This is a genomic window from Actinosynnema sp. NPDC050801, assembly GCF_040673975.1.
In the GTDB taxonomy this organism is placed as follows: Bacteria; Actinomycetota; Actinomycetes; order Mycobacteriales; family Pseudonocardiaceae; genus Actinosynnema.
Window position 1 is genome coordinate 110780 of record NZ_JBFAQZ010000019.1, and the last position, 19750, is coordinate 130529.

Here is a 19750-nt window from a genome sequence, read left to right on the forward strand (position 1 = left end):
AGGTCGAACCGGGCACCCGGGACCGACCGAGGCACCCGGGAGGTCAGACCCGGGCACGCAGGAGGTTGGACCGGTGGCCGGCGTGGGCAACCATGGCGGCATGCCGCTGAACTCCTACCGCTTCCGCAGCGTCTGGTCGGTGGACACCTCGCCGGGGCACGCCTTCGAGGTGCTCGCCGACCTGGGCAGTTACCCGCAGTGGTGGCGGGAGGTGCGTGCCGCCCGCCAGGTCGCCGAGGACGCGGCCGAGCTGCGGTGCCGTTCCGTGCTGCCCTACGACCTGGTGTTCCAGGCGCACCACAACGCCCGGGAGCCGGAGGCGGGCTTGCTGCGCGCCGACCTGGTCGGAGACCTGGACGGCACGGCGAGCTGGCGCATCTTCCCCGAGGGCGCCGGGTCGCGGCTGCTCTACGAGCAGGAGGTGGTGGTGCGCAAGCCGCTGCTGCGCGGCCTGGCGCTGGTGAGCCGACCGCTGCTCAAGGCCAACCACGAGCTGATGATGCGCAGCGGCCAGCGCGGTCTGCGCACCTACCTGGCCGGGTTCCGGGCGGCGCTGGAGAACAGCTGAGACCGGGCGCGGAAAATCACCGGATCCGGGTGAACCGTCCGGGCTCGCCGTGCGTGTGGGTGGCATCCGATCGCCTCAGGGAGGTCCACCATGACCCGCACTCGTGCCGTCGTCGCCGCCGTCCTCGGTATCGCCCTGCTCGGCGCTTGCGGCACCGCGACCCAGGAGGGCACCGCGCGGCCCGCGGGGCGGGAGCAGGCGTCGGGGCCGGTCGCGGGTGAACCGGCGAAGGCGGGCGGCGAGATCGCCCCGCCCGAACAGCCGGTGCTGACCACCGCCGTGGTGCCGGGCCTGGGCACGGTGCTGACCGACGGTGAGGGCCTGACGCTGTACCGGTTCGACCGGGACACGGCCAACCCGTCGACGTCCACTTGCGACGGTGACTGCGCGCGGATGTGGCCGCCGCTGCTGGCCACGTCCGGTGACGTGCGGCTGCGTGGGGTCGACCGGGCGCTGGTGACGACCCTCGACCGCGCGGACGGCACCAGGCAGGTCACCGTGGCCGGGTGGCCGGTGTACCGGTTCGCCGAGGACACGGCGCCCGGCCAGGCCAAGGGGCAGGGCGTGGGCGGCACGTGGTTCGTGGCCGCGCCGGATGGCAGGAAGGCGGCGCCCGCGCCGGGTGTGGTGCTGACGACCGCGTCCGTCGGCGACCTGGGCACGGTGCTGACCGACAAGGACGGCATGACGCTGTACCGGTTCGACCGGGACACCGCCGACCCGTCGGCGTCGAACTGCGACGGCGACTGCGCGGCGAAGTGGCCGCCGCTGCTGGTGGACGCGCCCGGGTTCGGCGTGCAGGGCGTGGACCCGTCGGCGGTGGGCGCGGTGACCCGCGCGGACGGCACGTTGCAGGCCACGGTCGCCGGGTGGCCGCTGTACCTGTTCGCCGACGACGTGGTGTGCGGTGACGCGAAGGGCCACGGCGTGGGCGGGGTGTGGTTCGCCGCCAAGCCGGACGGCACGAAGGCGGGCGGGTGAGACGACCGGTCGATCAGCCGCGGCTGCGGGGGTTGCGCAGGGCACGTCCGGGCAGGGCGTCGGTCCGCCGGCCCTCGTGCAGCACGGCGACGCCGTTGACGAGGACGTGGGTGATGCCCGCGGCGGCCTGCCGGGGCGCCTCGAAGGTGGCGGTGTCGGCGACGGTGTCCGGGTCGAACAGCACGAGGTCCGCCGCGTACCCCTCGCGCACGAGCCCCCGGTCGGTCAGCCGCAGCCGCCGCGCGGCCCGCCCGGTCAGGTGGGCGACGCACTCCTCCAGGCCCAGCACGCCGAGCTCGCGCACGTACCGGGCGAGGTAGCGGGGGAAGGTGCCCCACGCGCGCGGGTGGGGCCGGTCGCCGACGAGCAGCCCGTCGCTGCCGCCGGTGTGCGCGGGGTGCCGCATGATCGCCCGGACGTTGTCCTCGTGGCCGACGTGCATCAGGCACGAGGTGCCGAGCCGTTCGGACAGCAGGACGTCGAAGAACAGGTCGGCGGGCGGGCGCCCGGCGCGGCGCGCGGACTCGGCGATCGAGGAGCCGACGAGGTGCGCGTTCTCCGCCTGGCGCACCCCGTTGACCTCGATCGTGGTCCAGTCGACCGGCACGCCGTGGCAGCCGTCGGAGCCGGTCTCCTCGATCTCGACCCGGATCCGCTCCCGGGTGTCCACATCGGACAATCGGGTGAGCGTCGCCTCGGGGCCGCCCGAGCCCGCCCAGCTCGGCAGCAACGCCGACAGGTAGGTCGCGCCGGGCAGGTAGGGGTAGGTGTCGAGGGTGATGTCCGCGCCCGCCGCGATCGCCCGGTCGAGCAGGTCCAGCAGCTCGCCCGCCCGTCCGCGGTTGACCTCGAAGTTCATCGTGGCGTGCGCGAGGTGCAGCGGGCAGCCGGAGTCGCGCGACACGCGCACCATCTCCGCGTACGCCGCCAGCGCGCCCGCGCCGTAGCTGCGGTGGTGGGGGCTGTAGAACCCGCCGAGCTCGCCGACGACCCGGCACAGGCCGGTCAGCTCGGCGGTGTCGGCGTACATGCCGGGGGTGTAGGTCAGGCCGGACGACATGCCCACCGCGCCCTCCCGCAACGACCGCGCCAGCACCTCGCGCATCCGGTCCAGCTCGGCGTCGGTGGCGGGCCGGTCGTCCTGGCCGACGCACAGCATCCGCAGCGTGCCCTGCGGCACGAGGTAGGCGGCGTTGACCGCGATTCCCCGGTCGAGGCGGTCCAGGTACTCGCCGACCGTGCGCCAGTCCCAGTCGAACCCGGGCGGGTCGTCGTTCCACCCGGCCAGCTGGGCGCGCAGCACGGCCAGCACGTCGTCGTCCGCGGGCGCGTAGGACAGCCCGTCCTGGCCCAGGACCTCGGTGGTCACGCCCTGCGAGACCTTCGCCAGGTGGTCGGGCTCGGCCAGCACCTGGAGGTCGGAGTGGGAGTGCATGTCGATGAAGCCGGGGGTGAGGACCCGGCCGTCGGCGTCGACCACCCGGCCGCCGTCGACCCGGTCGCCGATCGCGGCGATCCGCCCGTCGCGCACGCCGACGTCGGCCCGGTAGGCGGGCGCGCCGGTGCCGTCGACGACCCGCGCGCCCCTGAAGACGATGTCCACGGCGACGGTCCCCCTAGAAGTAGGTGCGCACCAGGTCGACCACGGTGGTGCCCTCGACCACCGGGATCAGCGGCCACTTGTCGAACACCGTGCAGGGGTGCGACAGGCCCAGGCCGACCCAGTCGCCGACCTCCACGTCGTCACCGGACAGCCGCACGAACGCGTGCTGGTCGTTGAGCGCGGTGACCTCCGCCGCGAACGGCCGCTCGACGCCGTCACGGCCGCGCACGACCTGCGGTTCGGGCAGCCCCTCGTCGAACGACGCGTCCCGCTTGCCCAGCGTGAGCAGCGCCAGGCCGGCCTGGGGCCGTGAGGTGACCTGCGCCCACGCGCGCAGCGCGCCGCGGAACGGTTGCGCGCCGGGCGTGCGGGCCAGCGGCGAGATGCCGCGGTAGAAGCCGTCGTCGTGGGTGATGTACGCGCCGCTGCGCAGCACCGGCCGCACCGGGAACGGCCACGGCCGGGTGAGCGCCGCGGCCACCTGGTCGAAGTACGCGCTGCCGCCCGCGGTGACGATCGGCTCGTCCACGGCGAACAGGTCCCGCAGCGCGATCGCCAGCTCCCGCAACGAGGTCAGGTAGTCGTCCACGACGGACCGCGCCGCGGGTGACGCGTCGTGCGCCAGCGCGCCCTCGTAGCCGCCGACGCCGACCAGCCGCAACGCCGGGCTCGCGGCGGCGGCACGGGCCACCTCCAGCGCCGTGGCCTGGTCGCGCGCGCCCGTCCGCCCGCCGCGCGCGCCCAGCTCGACCAGCACGTCGACCGGTCGCGCCGGCGTGCCCAGCGCCTCGGTCATCCGGGCCACGCCCGCGACGGAATCCACCCAACAGGTGAACTCGAACGTGTCGTCGGCGGCCAGTTCGGCGGCCAGCCACCGCAGCCCGGCCGGGTCCACGAGCTGGTTGGCCAGCAGCACCCGCTCCACCCCGAACGCCCGGTAGACCCGCAGCTGGCTGGTGTTGGCCGCGGTGATGCCCCACGCGCCGTGCGCCAACTGGCGGGCGAACAGCTGCGGGGCCATGGTCGTCTTGCCGTGCGGCGCGAGCAGCACGCCGCGGTCGGCGCACCACCGGGCCATGGTGGCCAGGTTGTGCTCCAGCGCGGCCGCGTCCAGCACGACCAGCGGACCGACGAACCCGTCGGCGAACAGGTCGAGCCGGCGCTCGGCCACGTCGCCGATCGTCGCGCCGAACGCGTCGGCCGGCAGGCCCTTGAACCGCCAGTCGACCCGCTCGTCGCGGATGGCGGCCACAGCGTCGAGGTCCACGTCAGTCGCTCCTCACGTTGCATGTTACGCAACGGCTATTGCGCGATGTGCTGCTGGAGTGTGTAACATTCGGTCGCCCCGCCGTCAATCAACCGACGCCGGTCACCCGACCGCGCCCGTCACCGGGCCGACGTCCGCCGGCCGGCACCGTCGATCAAGGAGCAAGGATGCGGTTCGACCTGCCGGGCGGCGTGGTGTGCCTGGGCGAGACCATGGCGGTGCTGGTGCCCGCCGAACCCGGACCGGTGCGCGCCGCGCGCACCTGGACCCGGGCCATCGGCGGCGCCGAGTCCAACGTGGCCATCCACCTCGCGCGGCTGGGGGTGCGCAGCCGGTGGGTCGGCGCCGTGGGCGACGACGCGTTCGGCGGCGCGGTCCTCGACGCGATCGGCGGCGCGGGCGTCGACGTCACCGACGTGCGCGTGGATCCCGACCGGCCGACCGGCCTCTACGTCAAGGAAGCCGACGCCGCCGGCAGCGCCGTGCGCTACTACCGGCGCGGCTCGGCGGCCTCCGCGATGGGCCCCGACGCGCTGGACCGGCTGCGCCTGGACGACGTCGCGCTGGTGCACGTCAGCGGGATCACCGCGGCGCTGTCGGACAGCTGCCTGGACCTGGTGCGCGCGGTGCTGCGCCGACCGAGGACCGCGCTCGTGTCGTTCGACCTCAACTGGCGGCCCGCGCTGTGGCGCGACCGCGACCCCTCCGTGCTGCGCGACCTGGCCGACGCGGCGGACGTCGTGCTCGCCGGCTCGGACGAGGCGGAGGTCGTGTGGGGCACCGGCGACCCCGCCGACCTGCGGTCACTGCTGCCCGGCCCGACGACGCTCGTGGTCAAGCACGGCGCCCGCGGCGCGACCGTGGTCGAGGGCGGTGCGACGACGTTCCAGCCGGGACTGCGGGTGGACGTGGTGGAACCCGTCGGCGCGGGCGACGCGTTCGCCGCCGGCTACCTCGCCGCCCACCTCTCCGGGCAGCCACCGGCCCGCCGGCTGCGCGTCGGGCACCTCCAAGCCGCCGCCGCCCTGCTCACCAGGGAGGATGTCGGCGAACCACTGCCGTCCGCGGTGACCGCGCCACTGCTGGACGCCGACTCCCGCACGTGGGCCGCCGCACACCTGAGGAGCCGTCGATGAGCCAGAGCCTGGACCGGGCGCTGACCCTGGTGGGTCAACTGGCCACCGGACCGAAGACGCTCGAAGAGCTGTCGGGTGTCATCGAGGTGCACAAGTCCACCACCATGAGGCTGCTGCGCACCCTGGAGTCGCACCGGTTCGTGCAGCGCGAGGGCGTGCACCACTACCGGCTGGGCACCGCCCTGTTCGACCTGGCCAACCGGGCCCTGGAGGAACGCGACGTGCGGCGCAGCGCCGAGAACGCCCTGCGCGACCTCAACACCCGCACCGGCTACACCGTGCACCTCGCGTCCTACGAGGACGGCGAGGTCATCTACATCGACAAGTACGACAGCACCCACCCGATGCGGATGTACTCGCGCATCGGCAGACGGGCACCGCTGCACTGCACCGCCGTGGCCAAGGTGCTGCTGTCCGACCTGCCCGAGCCGCGCCGCCGCGAGGTCGCCCGGTCCATCGACTACGTGCCGCTGACCGCCAACACCATCACCTCACCCGAGGCCTACCTGGCCGAGCTCGACCGCGTCCGCACCGCCGGCTACGCGGTGGACAACGCCGAGCACGAGGACTTCATCCACTGCGTCGCCGCACCCGTGCGCGGCGCCCGCGGCGAGGTCGTCGCGGCCGTGTCCCTGTCCGTGCCCAAGGTGCTGCTCGACTTCGACGGCCTGCTCGGCCACCTGCCCGACCTGCTCGCCACCGCGCGGGCCGCGTCCGTCGAGTGCGGCTGGACGCCGCGCGACTGACGAACCACCAGAGAGGACAACGCACACCCATGGCGAAGACCGACATCAGGACCGCCGACGCGCCCACCCCCGTGGCCGCGTTCTCCCAGGGCGTCCGCAAGGGCCCGATCCTCCAGGTCGCGGGCCAGGTCGGGTTCGACCCGGCCACCGGCGCCATCGTCGGCGACACCGTGGCCGAGCAGACCCGGCAGGCCATGCGCAACGTGCTCGCCGTGCTCGCCGCCGGCGGCGCGTCCCTGGCCGACGTGGTGATGCTGCGCGTCTACCTCACCGACACCGCGCACTTCGCCGAGATGAACGCCGCCTACGGCGAGTTCGTCACCGAGGAGCCCTACCCCGCCCGCACCACCGTCTACGTCGGCCTGCCCGCGAAGCTGCTGGTCGAGATCGACGCCCTCGCCGTGCTCGACTGACACCGGACTCGACCGGCGCCGGCCTCGACTGACCGTGTTCGACCGACGCCGGACGCGACCGACCGTGTTCGACTGACACCGGACTCGACCGACCGGCAGAACCCGCGCGGGGGGACCGCACGTACTTCTGCCGGTTGTTCTGCGTGGTGCCGGGCCCACCGGGGCGATTGACTGGAGTCACCTCCGAGAAGCACGTCAGGGAAGGACCCGGCGATGGCTAGGAACGCATCACCGATCGGCTGACTCCACGGCCGCGGCCCGGTCGCGGGACACCCCAGCCTCGACCGGGTCGCCCAGGGCCTGCTGGACGTCCGCCAACGCGGTGAGCACGACCGCCAGCCGGTGGTGGCGATGCCCCTCCGCCAACGCGACCGCCCGCACCAGCTCCGCCCGCGCACCCTCCGGATCACCCAACCGGTGCAGTGCGAGCCCACGCAGGTAGTGCGCGTCGCACAGGCTCGGCGTCGCGGTCGACGCACGCAGCAGCCCCAGCGCCTCGTCCGCCGCCGCCAGCACCTCCGGCCACCGCGCCAACCGGCCCAGGCTGTCGGCCATGCGCACCAGCAGCGTCGCCGACATCTCGGTCGCCATCACCGGCGCCAGCGCCAACCTCCCCGACCGCACGTTCCCCAGCAGCTCCCGGTGCACCTGCACCGCGTCCTCGTACCGCGCCAACCCGTCCAACACCAACGCCAGGCACGACAACGAGATCTGCTCGCCCAACGGGTACCCGGCCTCCCGGAACAGCTCCTGCGCCCGCCGCGCGCTGACCTGCGCCTCCTCCAACCGCCCGGTCCGCAACTCCGACACCGACCGGTAGTGCACGGCCCAACCCTGCTCTGTCACGTCACCCGCGGCCACCGACGCGCGCCACGCCTCGTCGTACAACGCCAACGCCTCCGGGTAGCGGCGCATCAGCACCGACAACGTCCACGTCAGGAAGTTCAGCTGCACGGCCTCGTCCCGCACGCTGCCCAACGCCCGCGCCGCCGCCACACCCGCGGTGAACACCTCGACCCACGTCTCGGCCCGCCCGCGCTGGTCCGAGTACCAGTGCATGGCCGTCGCCAACCGCACCACCTCGGCGTGCATCCCGTTCCCGCCGGCCCACCGCAACGCGCCCAACCAGTTGCCCGCCTCCGCGGTCAACCACGCGTCCGCGTCCTCCTGGCCGCGCAACGACCCCGACGGCGTGACCCGCGCGTCCGGCCCGAAGAACCCGGCCGCCGCCACCGCCGTGCCCAACAACCAGTCCACCACCCGCCGCCGCGCCTGCCCCACCACCGGCGCCGGCTCCTCGTCCGCCAACCGCTCACCGGCGAACACCCGGATCAGGTCGTGGAACACGTACCGGCCGGGCACCTCCGCGGTGTCCAGCAAGCTCATGTCCACCAACTCCTCCAACGTGTCCTCGGCCGCGAACCGGTCCACGTCGGCCACCACCGCCGCCAACTCCGGCCCGAAGTGCGCCCCCGGCGCCAACGACAGCCGCCGGAACAGCACCGCCGCCTTCTCACCGAGCTGCCGGTAGGACATCTCGAACGCGGTCCGCACCTGCAGGTCACCCGCCGTCAACGCGGACAACCGCCGCCGCTCGTCCACCAGCTGCCCCGCCAGGTGCCCGATCGTCCACTTCGGACGACTGGCCAACCGGTTGCCCGCGATCCGCAACGCCAGCGGCAGGTGACCGCACAACGTCGCCACCCGCGCCGTCGCCACCGGCTCCGCACCCACCCGCGCCGGCCCCGCGATCGCACCGAGCAGGTCGAACGACTCACCCGGGTCCAGCACGTCCAACCCCAGCCGCCTGCCCGCCTCCAACCCGCCCAGCACCAGCCGCGACGTCACCACCACCAACGAACCCGACCCCGTCGCCAGCAACGGCCGCACCTGCGCCTCGTCGGAAGCGTTGTCCAGCACCAACAACGTCGACCGCTCCCGCAGCCGCGCCCGGTACAGGTCCGAACGCTCCGCCTCACCCGCCGGGATCTGCTTCTCGTCCACCCCCAGCGCCAACAACATCCGGTGCACCACCTCCGACGGGTGCACCGGCCGCACGTCCATGCCGCGCAAGTTGAAGAAAAAACACCCGTCCGCGAAACGAGACGCCAACTGGTACGCCGCCCGCACCGCCAACGCCGTCTTCCCCGCACCCGGCGGACCGTGCACGACCACCAACGACGTCGTGCGCGCCCGCTCCGCCTCCGCCGCCAACACGGCCAACTCGCTCTCGCGCCCGGTCAGGTCGGCGACATCGGGCGGCAACGCCAACGGCGCCACCGACGACGGCACCCGCCGCACCCGGCCCTGCTTGGCCGCGTCCAACAACTCCCGGATCTCCCGCTCCGCCAACGAGAGCACCCCGGCCAGCGCCTCCACCGTGCGCCGCTGAGGCCCCTTCGCGCGACCGCGCTCCATGTCGCTGATCGCCCGCACGCTGACCCCGGAACCCTCCGCCAGCTCCTCCTGCGTCAACCGGACCCGCAACCGGTGCGCACGCAGCAGCTCACCGAACGTCATCCCCACGCCTCGACAGTAGTGGCACGCGCCCCGGCCGAGGCCCACCGTCCCGGCGACGACCATCACGTCGGTTTCCGGTAACGCCGAGGTGGTAAGACCACACCCCATGAAGTGGTACGCGGATCGTTCGCCCCGGCTGGTCCGGCAAGTGGTCGCCGACCTGCTCGCGCTCGCCTGGACGTGGTTCTGGGTCCGGGTCGCCACGGCGGTGGGTGACGCGGTCCAAGCGCTGCGCGCCCCCGGCGACGGCCTGGCCACCGCCGGACAACACCTGACCGACACCTTCGGCGACGCCGCCGCCAAGGCCCGCGACGTGCCGCTGGTCGGCGGGAAGCTGGCCGAAGCGCTGGAACGCGGCCGGTCCGCCGGCGGCACGCTGACCGCCGCGGGCGACGCCCAGGTGCAGGCCGTCGAGTCCACCGCCCTGTGGCTCACCATCGCCCTGATCGCCATACCCCTGGCGTTCCTGCTGGTCACGTGGCTGCCGCTGCGACTGCGGTTCGCCCGACGGGCCGCGGTGGCACGGCGGCTGCGCGACCAGGGCCGCCTCGACCTGCTCGCGCTGCACGCGTTGAACACCCTGTCGCTGCGCGACCTGGCCGCCTTCCCCGGCGACCCGGTCGAGGGCTGGCGACGCCAGGACCCGGAGGTGATCCGCCAACTCGCCGCCCGACGGCTGCGAGCCAGCGGCGTCCGGCCGTGACGCCGGGGCCGGGCGGACCGACCCCGGCGTCACGACTCGCGGATCAGGCCAGGCGGTGCCAGAACACCTGACCACCCGGGCCGTAGAGCACCAGGTTCGAGTCGTTCTGCACGACCAGCCGGTCGGCCGCCGTGCCGTGCGTGCTCGTGTGCCACAACGGCTGCCCGGCCGCCGTGTAGATCACCAGGTTGCCGTCGTGCTGGAGGACCACGTGCGTCGCCGCCGTGCCGTGCGTGTTCGTGTGCCACAGCGCCTGACCGGCCGCCGTGTACAGCACCAGGTTGCCGTCACCCTGCATCACCAGCGTGAACCGGCCGTCCTGGGACACCTTGCTCTGCCCGGCCGCCAGGCTCTCACCGCGGACCAGGGTGTCCGCGCCCGGCTGCGGCGGCGGCGCCGAACCGGTGAACAGCAGCACGTTCGGCGAACCCGTACCCGGGTTCGCCACCTTGTTCGGCGTCGCCGCCGTCACCAGCGCGTCCCGCACCTGCTGCGGCGACGCGCCCGGGTTGCCCGACACGTACAGCGCGGCGGCACCCGCCACGTGCGGCGCGGCCATCGACGTCCCGCTGATCGAGTTCGTCGCACCGTCACCGGTGTGCCACGCCGACGTGATGCCCACACCCGGCGCGAACACGTCCGTGCAAGTGCCCCAGTTCGAGAACGACGCCCGGTTGTCGGCGCTGTCCGTCGCGTTGACCGTGATCGCCTCCGCCACCCGCGCGGGGGAGAAGGAACAGGCGTTGGCGTTCGAGTTTCCCGACGCCACCGCGTACGTGACGCCCGACGCGATCGACCGCCGCACCGCCGCGTCCAGGGTGTCGTTCGCACCGCCGCCGAGGCTCATGTTCGCCACCGCCGGCTTCTGCGCGTTCGCCGTGACCCAGTCCACACCCGCCACGACGCCCGCGATCGTGCCCGAACCGGCGCACGTCAGCACCTTCACGCCGTGCAACCGGACGGCCTTCGCCACACCGTGCGCCGCACCGCCGACCGTGCCCGCGACGTGCGTGCCGTGACCGTTGCAGTCCGTGTTGTTGCCGTCACCGGTGGTGTTGGCGTCGAAGCTGGCCCGACCGCCGAAGTCCGCGTGCGTGGTGCGGATGCCGGTGTCGATGATGTAGGCGTGCACGTTGCCCGCCGTGGTGGCGTAGCTGTAGTTCGCGTTGAGCGGCAGGTCGCGCTGGTCGATCCGGTCCAGGCCCCACGACGGCGGGTTCGGCTGGTCGGCCAGGGCGTGCACCCGCTGGTCCTGGGCCACGTAGGCGACCGCCGGGTCGGCGGCCAACCGCTTCGCGTCCCGCTCGCTCATCGTCGCGGCGAAACCGTTCAGCGCGGACCGGTAGCGGTGCGTGACGCGGGCGTCGACCCGCGCCGCCACCGCGTCCACCCCGGCGCCGTCCTCCAGCACCACGATGTAGCTGCCGGGCACGGCCGTCGGACTGCCGGCGTCGCGGATCGACGCCTCGCCGGCCTGCGCGGGCGCCACCGCCAACGCCGCCGCCACCAGCGCCGACGCGCCGACACCGGCCGCTCTCGTCGCTAATCGGATCCAGGGCGCGCGAAACTCTCCCATGTCGGGTTCTCCCTCGTGCAGGGTTCGAGGATCAAAAAGGGGTTCGCGCGAACCTCCCCGACCCTGGCACGCCCGGGACCCCACCTCCAGACCCGACGAGTCGAACCTTCGGCGCCCCTCCACCGCACCTTCGGCGCCCCCGCCCGCCCCACCCCACGCGTGTCCTACCCCCAGAACCCGCGTGTCCTACCTCCAGCACCCGCGTGTCCCACGTTCAGGACCCGCGAGTCCCACGTTCAGGACCCCTGAGTTCAACGCTCAGTAGACGGGGCCGGTGTACTTCTCGCCCGGGCCCTGGCCCGGCTCGTCCGGGTACGCCGACGCCTCGCGGAACGCCCGCTGCACCGACTGCAACCCCTCGCGCAGCGGCCCGGCGTGCGGTCCCAGGTACTCGGCCGACGCGGTCACCAGGCCGGCCAGCGCGGTGATCAGGCGGCGGGCCTCGTCGAGGTCGCGGCGAGGGCTGTGGTCGGGGTCTTCGTCGGCCAGGCCCAGGCGTTCGGCGGCGGAGGAGAGCAGCATGATCGCCGCCTTGCTGATCACCTCGACGCTGGGAACATCGGACAGGTCGCGGACGTTGTTCGAAGGCAGGTCGGTCACGGGAGCCATTCTCGCAACCGCCCCGGACGGGTCGCCGATTCGGGGGTTGACAAGGCCGTCTGCTAGTATTCTCCGCGCGACCAGTCCCCACACGTGTGGGGACGGCAAGTGGAGCCCCGCTCCCACCCGAGTCTGCCGCTTCGTGCAGGTGGCCGGGTCCGGTCCATCGAGGGGTCGACTGCGCCCTTCGTTGTGCGATCGGTAGGAAGCGGGCCTCACACCGGGCAGGTGTGAGGCCTCTTGTCTTTGGCGCACAACGAGTCACAAAGGACGTGAATGACAAGTCCCTCGAACCGAGGTGCTCCGGTGAGCACCGAGCCGCGCATCAACGACCGCATCCGCGTGCCCGAGGTTCGTCTGGTCGGGCCGAACGGCGAGCAGGTCGGGATCGTTCGCATCGAGGACGCGCTCCGACTCGCCCAGGAATCGGACCTCGACCTCGTCGAGGTCGCCGCGCAGGCTCGGCCGCCCGTCTGCAAGCTCATGGACTACGGCAAGTTCAAGTACGAGAGCGCGCAGAAGGCCCGCGAGTCACGCCGCAACCAGCAGCTGACGGTCATCAAGGAGCAGAAGCTCCGGCCGAAGATCGACCCGCACGACTACCTGACGAAGAAGGGCCACGTGGCCCGCTTCCTGTCGCACGGGAACAAGGTCAAGGTGACCATCATGTTCCGGGGCCGCGAGCAGTCCCGGCCGGAGCTGGGTTACCGACTGTTGCAGCGGCTCGCGGAAGACGTCGCGGAGCTCGGTTTCGTCGAGTCGAACCCGAAGCAGGACGGCCGCAACATGATCATGGTGCTGGCCCCGCACAAGACCACGAAGACCCGCCCGATCAAGCACGACGACGCCGATGAGGCGCCGGCGGAGTCTGTCGAGGAGTGATCTCCCGGCCTCCGGGCCGGGAGCAAGCATGGCCGCCCCCATCCCCGGTGGCTGCACGAGACTGAGGACGGAAATGCCCAAGAACAAGAGCCACAGCGGGACCTCCAAGCGAGTGAAGGTCACCGGCAGCGGCAAGCTGATCCGTGAGAAGACCGGCAAGCGCCACAAGCTGGAGAAGAAGTCCAGCAAGCTGACCCGTCGCCTCTCCGGAACGACCGACGTCTCGAAGCACGACGTGCCGCGGCTGAAGAAGCTGCTCGGCCTGTAAAGGCCTTAGACCTTCACCCCCTTGAACACCGGGGCCTCCACCGGCCCCATGAGATCGACAGGATGGACCCGTGGCACGCGTCAAAAGGGCAGTGAACGCCCAGAAGAAGCGCCGTACCACCCTTGAGCTCGCCAGCGGCTACCGCGGCCAGCGTTCGAGGCTGTACCGCAAGGCCAAGGAGCAGGTGCTCCACTCGCTCAACTACGCCTACCGGGACCGCCGCGCCCGCAAGGGTGACTTCCGGAAGCTGTGGATCCAGCGCATCAACGCCGGTGTCCGCGCCAACGGCATGACGTACAACCGCTTCATCCAGGGCATGCGGCTCGCCGGCATCGAGGTGGACCGCAAGATCCTCGCCGAGCTGGCCGTCAGCGACCCCGGCGCGTTCGCCGCGCTGGTCGAGGCCGCTCGCGCCGCCCTGCCGAGCGATGTCAACGCGCCCGTCGAGGACAAGGCCTGAGCGCGGACGATCGCGCACCACGACCCGGGGAAGCTCCGTTCACCGAACGGACTCCCCGGGTCGTTGCCGCTAGGCGTCTGACCAGGCGTTCCGGCCGTGACCGCGCGGAGCGCTTCCTGGCCGAGGGCGCGCAGGCCGTGCGCGAAGCCCTGGCCTGGGCGGCCGCCGGGCGCGGCCGGGTGCACGAACTGTTCGTGACCGCCGTCGCCGCCACCCGCAACCGCGAGCTCGTGCGCGACGCCGTGGACGCCGGAGTGCCGGTGAGCAGCGTGACCGACAAGGCCGCCGCCGCGCTGTCGGAAACCGTGACGCCGCAGGGCATCGTCGCGGTGTGCTCGCTGGTGGACGTGCCCGCGGCGGAGGCGCTCGCGCCGGGGGTGCGGCTGGTGGCCGTGCTGCACGGCGTGGCGGACCCCGGCAACGCGGGCACGGTGGTGCGCGTGGCGGACGCCGCGGGCGCCGACGCGGTGATCTTCGCGGGCGACACGGTCGACCCGCACAACGGCAAGTGCGTGCGCGCGTCCACGGGCAGCGTGTTCCACCTGCCGATCGCACGGGTGCGGGACGCCGGTGAGGCGTTCGCGGCGTGCCGGGACGCCGGGCTGCGGCTGGTCGCGGCGGACGGTTATGCGCCGGAGGACCTGGTGACCGCCGACCTGCGCGGTGACCTCGCGGTGCCGACGGGGTGGGTGTTCGGCAGCGAGGCGCACGGGTTGCCCGACGAGGTCGTGGCGGGCTTGGACGCCTCGCTGAAGGTGCCGATCTACGGCGGGGCGGAGAGCCTCAACCTGGCTACCGCAGCTGCGGTGTGCCTCTACGCTTCGGCTCGGGCTCAGCGGACCTGAGGGGACATCGGGCCTCGGAACCTGAGGGGCCGGGGATCTGAGGGGCCCGGGGGCCACCGTCCCGGCCGGGTGCCGGGTTGGGTGCCGGTTGGGTGGAGGCCCCGTTGGCGGGATGGCCCTGTTGGGTTCCCGTTGGCTGGGTGGCCTTGTTGATCCCGTTGGGTGGGTGGGCCCTGTTGGGTCCGGTTGGTTGAGCGGCCGGTTGGTTGAGTGGCTGAGCGGCGGATTGGCTGGGTGGTGGGGGCGGGGGTGCGGTGCCTGAGCCGGCCTCCGTTCTTGTTCTAGGCGACGCGCGAAGTGGGTTTTGGTTCTGGCTGGACCGGTGATTCGCTCGATGTGGTGATCGTTCTTGACTTTGTCGTGCCGCCTTCAACGGCGTGCTGACCAGCCGTTACAGGCCGATCAGCACGCCGTTGGTCAGTCTTCGAGGCGGCTGGTGAGGGTGCGGAGCAGGGGGTCGCCCGAGGTGGGCTTGTCCTGCGTTCGGAGGGCTTCCTCCAGGGCGTTGGCGATGTCGCCGAGGATCTGTGGCGGGGTCTCGTCGTTGATCAGGGCGCCGGCGCGCCGGGCTTCGGCCTCGGCGTTGACCGGGTCTCCCGACTCCAGGAGGAACCTGGCGCCGCGGGCCACCAGGAACGTCTGCCAGTCCGGGTCGTCCAGGTGCGCGGCGAGTTCCTCGGCGATGCCGTTCTGCTCGATCGCCGCCGCGTGGTCGCCCGCCTGGATGTGCAGGAACGCCCGGATCGCGGCGATCCGCGCGGTCAGGTGGGTGCGGTGGTCGGGATCCTCGACGTCGGGCAGGAGCTGTTCGGCGGCGGTCAGGGTGGTGGCGCACTCGGCGGCCTCGTCGTTCGGCAGCGCGGCGGCCGCCTCGACCAGGGAACCCGCGGCTTCGGCCGGATCCGCGACCTCCTGCCACGCCGCCGCGGCGCCCTGGTAGGCCGACGCGGCCTCCAAGGGCAGTTCGAGGCGGCGCAGCACACCGCCCAGGACGTCCAGCACCATCGCACGCCGCCACGGCTCGTCGGCCGGGACCAGGCCGAGCGCCACCTCCAGGTGCCGGCGGGCGGCCTGGATCTCGTCCAGCCGCGCGCACACCTGACCCAGCCGGTACCGGACGGGGACGACGACGTCCGGGTCGACCTCGCCGTCCTCGATCACGCGCACCGCTTCTTCGAGCGCCTCGGCGGCCTCCACGAACCGGCCGGACTTGAGGTAGCCGCCGGCCAGCGCGTAGCACGCCTTCGCCACGTCGTCCGGCACGCCGAGCTCGTGCCCGGCGCTGACCGCGTCACGCAGTTCCGCCAGGTGCTCCGCCTCCAGGCCGAGCCGTTCGACCGACGCCACCCGCTGCCGGTGCGCCTCGGCCGTCCACGGCCCGCGCGGTGAGCTGAACGAGTCGACGAACGCGGCGGCCGTGGCCACCGCCTCCTCGTCGCCGCGCACGGTCTGGATCTTCAGCAGCAGCCGCAGCGCGTCGAACCGCACCGAAGCGGGCTCCTCGCCCGCCAGCACGTCCGCCACCTCGGCCTGCGCCTCGTCCAACCGCCCGGTGGTGGCCAGGTGCTGCGCCCGGTCGCACCGCGCACGCGACACGAGCTCCGGCACCTCGGCCCGCGCCAGCTCCAACGCCTCGGCCGCCAACGCGCCCTGCTCGTCGTTCTCGTCCGCGTCCGCCAGCAGGTCCGCCAGCAGCAGCCTGGTCAGCACCCGCGTGTACGCGGTGCCCGCGACCTCCGCCTCGGCCAGGCACGTGCGCGCCACCGCCGTGGACTCCGCGAGCCCGCCCTCCTCCGAACGCAGCGCCGCGCCCCGTGCCCGGTACCGGTTGGCCAGGTCGTGCTCGCCGCACGCGGCCAGCCGCTCGATCGCGGCGTCCAGCTCCGCCAGCACCTCCGACTTCGGCCGGGCGTGCGCGCCGACGGTCGCCCGCCGCGCCGCGACCAGCGCGCTCAGCGACTCGGGCAGCAACGGGTCCATGTCCTCGGGCAACGACCGCAGCAGCCGCATGCCGAGGATGAACTCGCCCTGGTCGAACGCGTCGCACATCTGCCGCGCCAGCTCGACCGGGTCGGCGACCGCCACCGGCTCCTCGTCCACCACGGGCCGGGGCGCGGGTGCGACCGGCACGGCCAGCGGCACCGGGATCGTGTCGGCCGCCGCCAGCGTCCGGCGGATGCGGGTGCTCACCGCGTCGCTGCCGTTGCGCTGGTCGAACCGGGCCGCGAGCTCCAGCGCCCGCGCCTCCAGCAACGAGCGCAGCTCCGGCGCGGACAGCACGGTCGTCAGCCCGTCCTGCGGCACGGCGAACTCCTCGTCCGGCGACACCCGGCTGAGCAGCAGCGCCGCACCCGCGGCGAAGTGCATGGCCCGGGACGGGCTGGTCGAGTGGTGCACCCGGTGCAGGTGCCCGCGCAGCAGCTCGACGCCGCGCCGGACGTTGCCCGACGTCGCGCAGAACTCCAGGTGGTCGTCCAGGTAGCCGCTGACCAGGTCGTCCCGCACCAGCCGGTACGCCACCACGTGCGCCTGCCGGGCCCGGTCGACGTGGCCGAGCGCCACGAACGCGGGCGTCAACGTGGTCAGGATGCCCTGCGGCTGGGTGGCGCAGCCGGTCTCCTGCGCCAACTGGTGCTCGGCGTGCGCGACGGCCTCGGCGTGCCTGCCCTGCCGGATCAGGTGCCCGGCCTGCTCCTCGATGACGCACGCCTCGCAGTCGCTCATCGGGCCGCGGTCGACCGCCAGGTACTTCGCGAAGTGCTCCCGGTACGCCTCGTCGTCGCCGACGTGCGCGGCCAGGTCGGCGCGGGCGCCGTGCACCGGCTGCATCGAGTACCCGAGCCGCTGGTAGCGCGCGGCGAGCTGGTCGACGAACGAGCCGATCTGCGCCAACGTGAACCGCGGGTCGGCGATCAGGCCGCTGACGATCCACTTGTGCGCCCAGTCGAAGCTGTGCGTCTCCCACTCGTCGAACGCCGTGGGGTCGCGCTGCTCGGCCGTGCCGCACCAGGCGAACGGCGCCAGCATCAGGTCGTAGCGGCCCAGGTCGTAGGCCGAGCGGATGAGCGCGATCCGGCAGCTCACGGCCAGCGGCAGGTGGTCGAGGGCGTCCGCGGCACGTGCCGCGCGCTCCAACGCCTCGTGCCGCGCCATGCCCTCCGGCATGTGGTAGGCCTCGACGAACTGCCGCTCGGCGGCTTCCTTGTCCTCGTTCACAGGTGATCCCCCACGGCGCGGTCCAGCAGTTCCAGGAACGAACGGTTCAGCGCCGCGGTGTCCTTCGGGCGCATCGGACGCCGTGCCTGCAGCAAGGCGTGCACGTACAGCGACTCCATGGTCAGCTCGACCAGTGCCGAATCGGTGAGCTGCGCCAGCCGCCGCACCAGCGGGTTGCGGCAGTTGAGCACCAGCCGCTGGGAGGCGTCCGACGACGACTCGACCAGGCTGCCCAGCAGCTCCGCCCACAGCGGGTCGGCCTGCTCGCCGACCTGCTGCGCGTCCCGCTTGCGCTCGGCGTCGACGTTCGTGACCAGCAGCGCGGGCAGCGAGCCCGGGTCGAAGTCGCGCGGCACGGCCTCGCAGTCGTGCCGTTCCAGCACGTCCTTGGCCAGCGTGAACCGCTCGCGCAGCGCGCGCTCCAGCTCGGGGTCCGGGTCGTCGAGCGCGGCCAGCACCTCGTTCGGCGCGACCCGGCGGGCGGCCGTCGGCCCGTCCAGCGCGACCAGCCGTTCCATGATCTCCGCGTCGTAGGCGTAGCCCGCGTTGACCAGGCCCATGCCCTGCGCGTGCGCGACGGGTGCGAGTTGGCGGAACTCGTCGACGTCCGGCACGTGCGCGATGGTGCCGTGCTTGCGGCGGAACTGGCGCAGCGACTGCGGGCCGTCGGTGGTCTCGAACGGCAGCCACCGCTCGACCAGCCGCAGCATCTCGTCGTCCACCCTGGCCAGCGACTTGATGCCCAGGTGGTGCGCGTCGAGCAGGGCCCGCGTGCGCTCCGGGTTCGTCGCGTCGAGCCGGACGAGCCAGTCGCGGACCTGGCGGCCGAGCTCCTCGCGCACGGCGAGCAGCGTCTCGTCCTGGTAGAGCGACTCACGGCTCGCGGTCGGCCGCAGCGACGTCGAGTCGACCACGCAGCGCACGAAGTACGCCCACTCCGGCAGCAGGCCCTCGATGGCGTCACCGACGAGCATCCGCTTGAGGTAGACGCGGTGCGACTGGCGGGCGCCGGGGTGCACGCCGCGCGGCAGCACGTAGGCGATGCCCTTGAGGCCGACGGTCGGCACCTCGACCGGGATCGCGTCGAACGGCGCCACGCCCAGCACCCGCTCGCCGTAGGCCAGGGCGTCCTCGCCCCACGGCAGCTCGCCGTGCGTGACGACCTCGTCGCCGACCCGGACGGTGACCGGCAGCAGTTCGCCGTACTCGGTGACGAGCGCCTTGACCACGTCGCGCTCCAGCCAGTGCTCGGAGTCGCGGTGCGGCACCAGCTCGATGGTGGTGCCGACTGGGATGTCGGAATCGGCAGTGTCGGCTGAAGTCGGATTGTCGGCTCCGCCGACGACCTCCACCTCGTAGTTGCCCGCCGCGTCGGCCGTCCAGCGCACGGCCGGGCCGCCCTTCGCGGACCGGCTGACCAGCCGGATGCGTTCGGCGACCAGGAACGCCGACAGCAGGCCGACGCCGAACTGGCCGAGGAAGCCCTGGCGGGCGAAGCCCAGGTCGTCGCGCTTGGACGTGCGGCCGAGCGTGGAGAGCAGGTCGTGCACCTCGCGCTCGGTGAGGCCGATGCCGGTGTCGGTGATGCGGAGGGTGCCGCCGGAGGACCCGACCGGCTCGATCACGACCTCGCCCGGCGCGTCCGGTTGCAGGGCGCGGCGGGCGGTGATCGCGTCCACCGCGTTCTGCAGCAGCTCGCGCGCGTACACCCGGGGGCTGCTGTAGAGGTGGTGGCTGAGCAGGTCGATGATCCCGCGCAGGTCGACACCGAAGGTGTGTGCCATGGGACTGGAGTTCACCTCGGGTCAGGTCACGGGGAGGGACGATTCTAAGGGCGTGCCGGCGGCTTGTGACCCGGTTTTTCGCTGATCGCCCGCCGGGGTCCTGCTCGCAAGGTCCAGATTGCCACGGCCCACCGACAATTCCGGCGCCGCCGGTTGCGAACGGCGATTACGGCACGATGTCA

The 19750-nt window shown here is 72.9% G+C and carries 17 protein-coding genes; 10 read left to right on the forward strand and 7 right to left on the reverse strand.

Going from position 1 to position 19750, the window contains the following annotated elements; all coding sequences use genetic code 11:
- Positions 1-100 precede the first annotated feature (100 nt).
- Positions 101-568, forward strand: a complete 468-nt coding sequence (locus tag AB0K14_RS31995; protein ID WP_360457494.1) for a polyketide cyclase — start codon at positions 101-103, stop codon at positions 566-568.
- Between the two features lie 90 nt (positions 569-658).
- Positions 659-1549, forward strand: coding sequence for a hypothetical protein (locus AB0K14_RS32000; RefSeq protein WP_360457497.1), 891 nt, complete (start codon positions 659-661; stop codon positions 1547-1549).
- A 13-nt stretch (positions 1550-1562) separates the two neighbouring features.
- Here AB0K14_RS32000 and AB0K14_RS32005 read toward each other — a convergent pair whose 3' ends face one another.
- Both AB0K14_RS32005 and AB0K14_RS32010 read right to left on the reverse strand, forming a co-directional pair.
- Positions 1563-3152, reverse strand: a complete 1590-nt coding sequence (locus AB0K14_RS32005) for a D-aminoacylase (protein WP_360457500.1) — start codon at positions 3150-3152, stop codon at positions 1563-1565.
- Positions 3153-3165: 13 nt separating this feature from the next.
- Positions 3166-4419, reverse strand: a complete 1254-nt coding sequence (locus AB0K14_RS32010; protein WP_360457503.1) for an amino acid deaminase — start codon at positions 4417-4419, stop codon at positions 3166-3168.
- Between the two features lie 167 nt (positions 4420-4586).
- Between AB0K14_RS32010 and AB0K14_RS32015 the strand changes: the two genes are divergently transcribed.
- From AB0K14_RS32015 to AB0K14_RS32025, 3 genes are read left to right on the forward strand one after another with little or no spacing between them, the layout of a single operon-like run.
- Positions 4587-5555 carry a sugar kinase gene (locus tag AB0K14_RS32015; RefSeq protein WP_360457506.1) on the forward strand — a complete coding sequence of 323 codons (969 nt, stop codon included), beginning with the start codon at positions 4587-4589 and terminating at the stop codon, positions 5553-5555.
- The gene (locus AB0K14_RS32020) at positions 5552-6301 is read left to right on the forward strand and encodes an IclR family transcriptional regulator (protein ID WP_360457509.1); all 750 of its coding nucleotides are present in this window, start codon (positions 5552-5554) and stop codon (positions 6299-6301) included. Before AB0K14_RS32015 ends, AB0K14_RS32020 begins: the two co-directional genes overlap by 4 nt.
- A 29-nt stretch (positions 6302-6330) precedes the next feature.
- Positions 6331-6714, forward strand: a complete 384-nt coding sequence (locus tag AB0K14_RS32025) for a Rid family detoxifying hydrolase (RefSeq protein WP_360457512.1) — start codon at positions 6331-6333, stop codon at positions 6712-6714.
- 228 nt (positions 6715-6942) lie between these two features.
- On the opposite strand, the gene AB0K14_RS32030 is transcribed toward AB0K14_RS32025, so the two are convergent.
- Positions 6943-9234, reverse strand: coding sequence for a helix-turn-helix domain-containing protein (locus AB0K14_RS32030; protein WP_360457536.1), 2292 nt, complete (start codon positions 9232-9234; stop codon positions 6943-6945).
- Between the two features lie 106 nt (positions 9235-9340).
- Between AB0K14_RS32030 and AB0K14_RS32035 the strand changes: the two genes are divergently transcribed.
- Positions 9341-9937, forward strand: coding sequence for a hypothetical protein (locus AB0K14_RS32035; protein WP_360457515.1), 597 nt, complete (start codon positions 9341-9343; stop codon positions 9935-9937).
- Between the two features lie 43 nt (positions 9938-9980).
- On the opposite strand, the gene AB0K14_RS32040 is transcribed toward AB0K14_RS32035, so the two are convergent.
- Positions 9981-11513, reverse strand: coding sequence for a S8 family serine peptidase (locus AB0K14_RS32040; RefSeq protein WP_364339623.1), 1533 nt, complete (start codon positions 11511-11513; stop codon positions 9981-9983).
- Positions 11514-11771: 258 nt separating this feature from the next.
- Positions 11772-12122 carry a DUF1844 domain-containing protein gene (locus AB0K14_RS32045; protein ID WP_360463568.1) on the reverse strand — a complete coding sequence of 117 codons (351 nt, stop codon included), beginning with the start codon at positions 12120-12122 and terminating at the stop codon, positions 11772-11774.
- Positions 12123-12389: 267 nt separating this feature from the next.
- Here AB0K14_RS32045 and infC point away from each other — a divergent pair, with 267 nt between their 5' ends.
- From infC to AB0K14_RS32065, 4 genes are all read left to right on the forward strand, one after another.
- Positions 12390-12995 carry a translation initiation factor IF-3 gene (gene infC / locus AB0K14_RS32050; protein ID WP_360463565.1) on the forward strand — a complete coding sequence of 202 codons (606 nt, stop codon included), beginning with the start codon at positions 12390-12392 and terminating at the stop codon, positions 12993-12995.
- 73 nt (positions 12996-13068) lie between these two features.
- Entirely contained in the window at positions 13069-13263 is a 195-nt protein-coding gene (gene rpmI, locus AB0K14_RS32055; RefSeq protein WP_360463562.1) for a 50S ribosomal protein L35, read from the forward strand.
- A 70-nt stretch (positions 13264-13333) separates the two neighbouring features.
- Positions 13334-13723, forward strand: coding sequence for a 50S ribosomal protein L20 (rplT, locus tag AB0K14_RS32060; RefSeq protein ID WP_360463559.1), 390 nt, complete (start codon positions 13334-13336; stop codon positions 13721-13723).
- Positions 13720-14568 carry an RNA methyltransferase gene (locus AB0K14_RS32065; protein WP_360463574.1) on the forward strand — a complete coding sequence of 283 codons (849 nt, stop codon included), beginning with the start codon at positions 13720-13722 and terminating at the stop codon, positions 14566-14568. Before rplT ends, AB0K14_RS32065 begins: the two co-directional genes overlap by 4 nt.
- Positions 14569-14985: 417 nt before the next feature.
- Here the strand turns inward: AB0K14_RS32065 and AB0K14_RS32070 are convergent, their stop codons facing one another.
- A complete protein-coding gene (locus AB0K14_RS32070; protein WP_360463556.1) occupies positions 14986-17784 on the reverse strand; it encodes a hypothetical protein in 2799 nt (932 codons plus the stop codon).
- Positions 17781-19568, reverse strand: coding sequence for an HSP90 family protein (locus AB0K14_RS32075; protein ID WP_360463553.1), 1788 nt, complete (start codon positions 19566-19568; stop codon positions 17781-17783). The genes AB0K14_RS32070 and AB0K14_RS32075 overlap by 4 nt, the downstream gene beginning before the upstream one ends.
- Between the last annotated feature and the right edge of the window lie 182 nt (positions 19569-19750).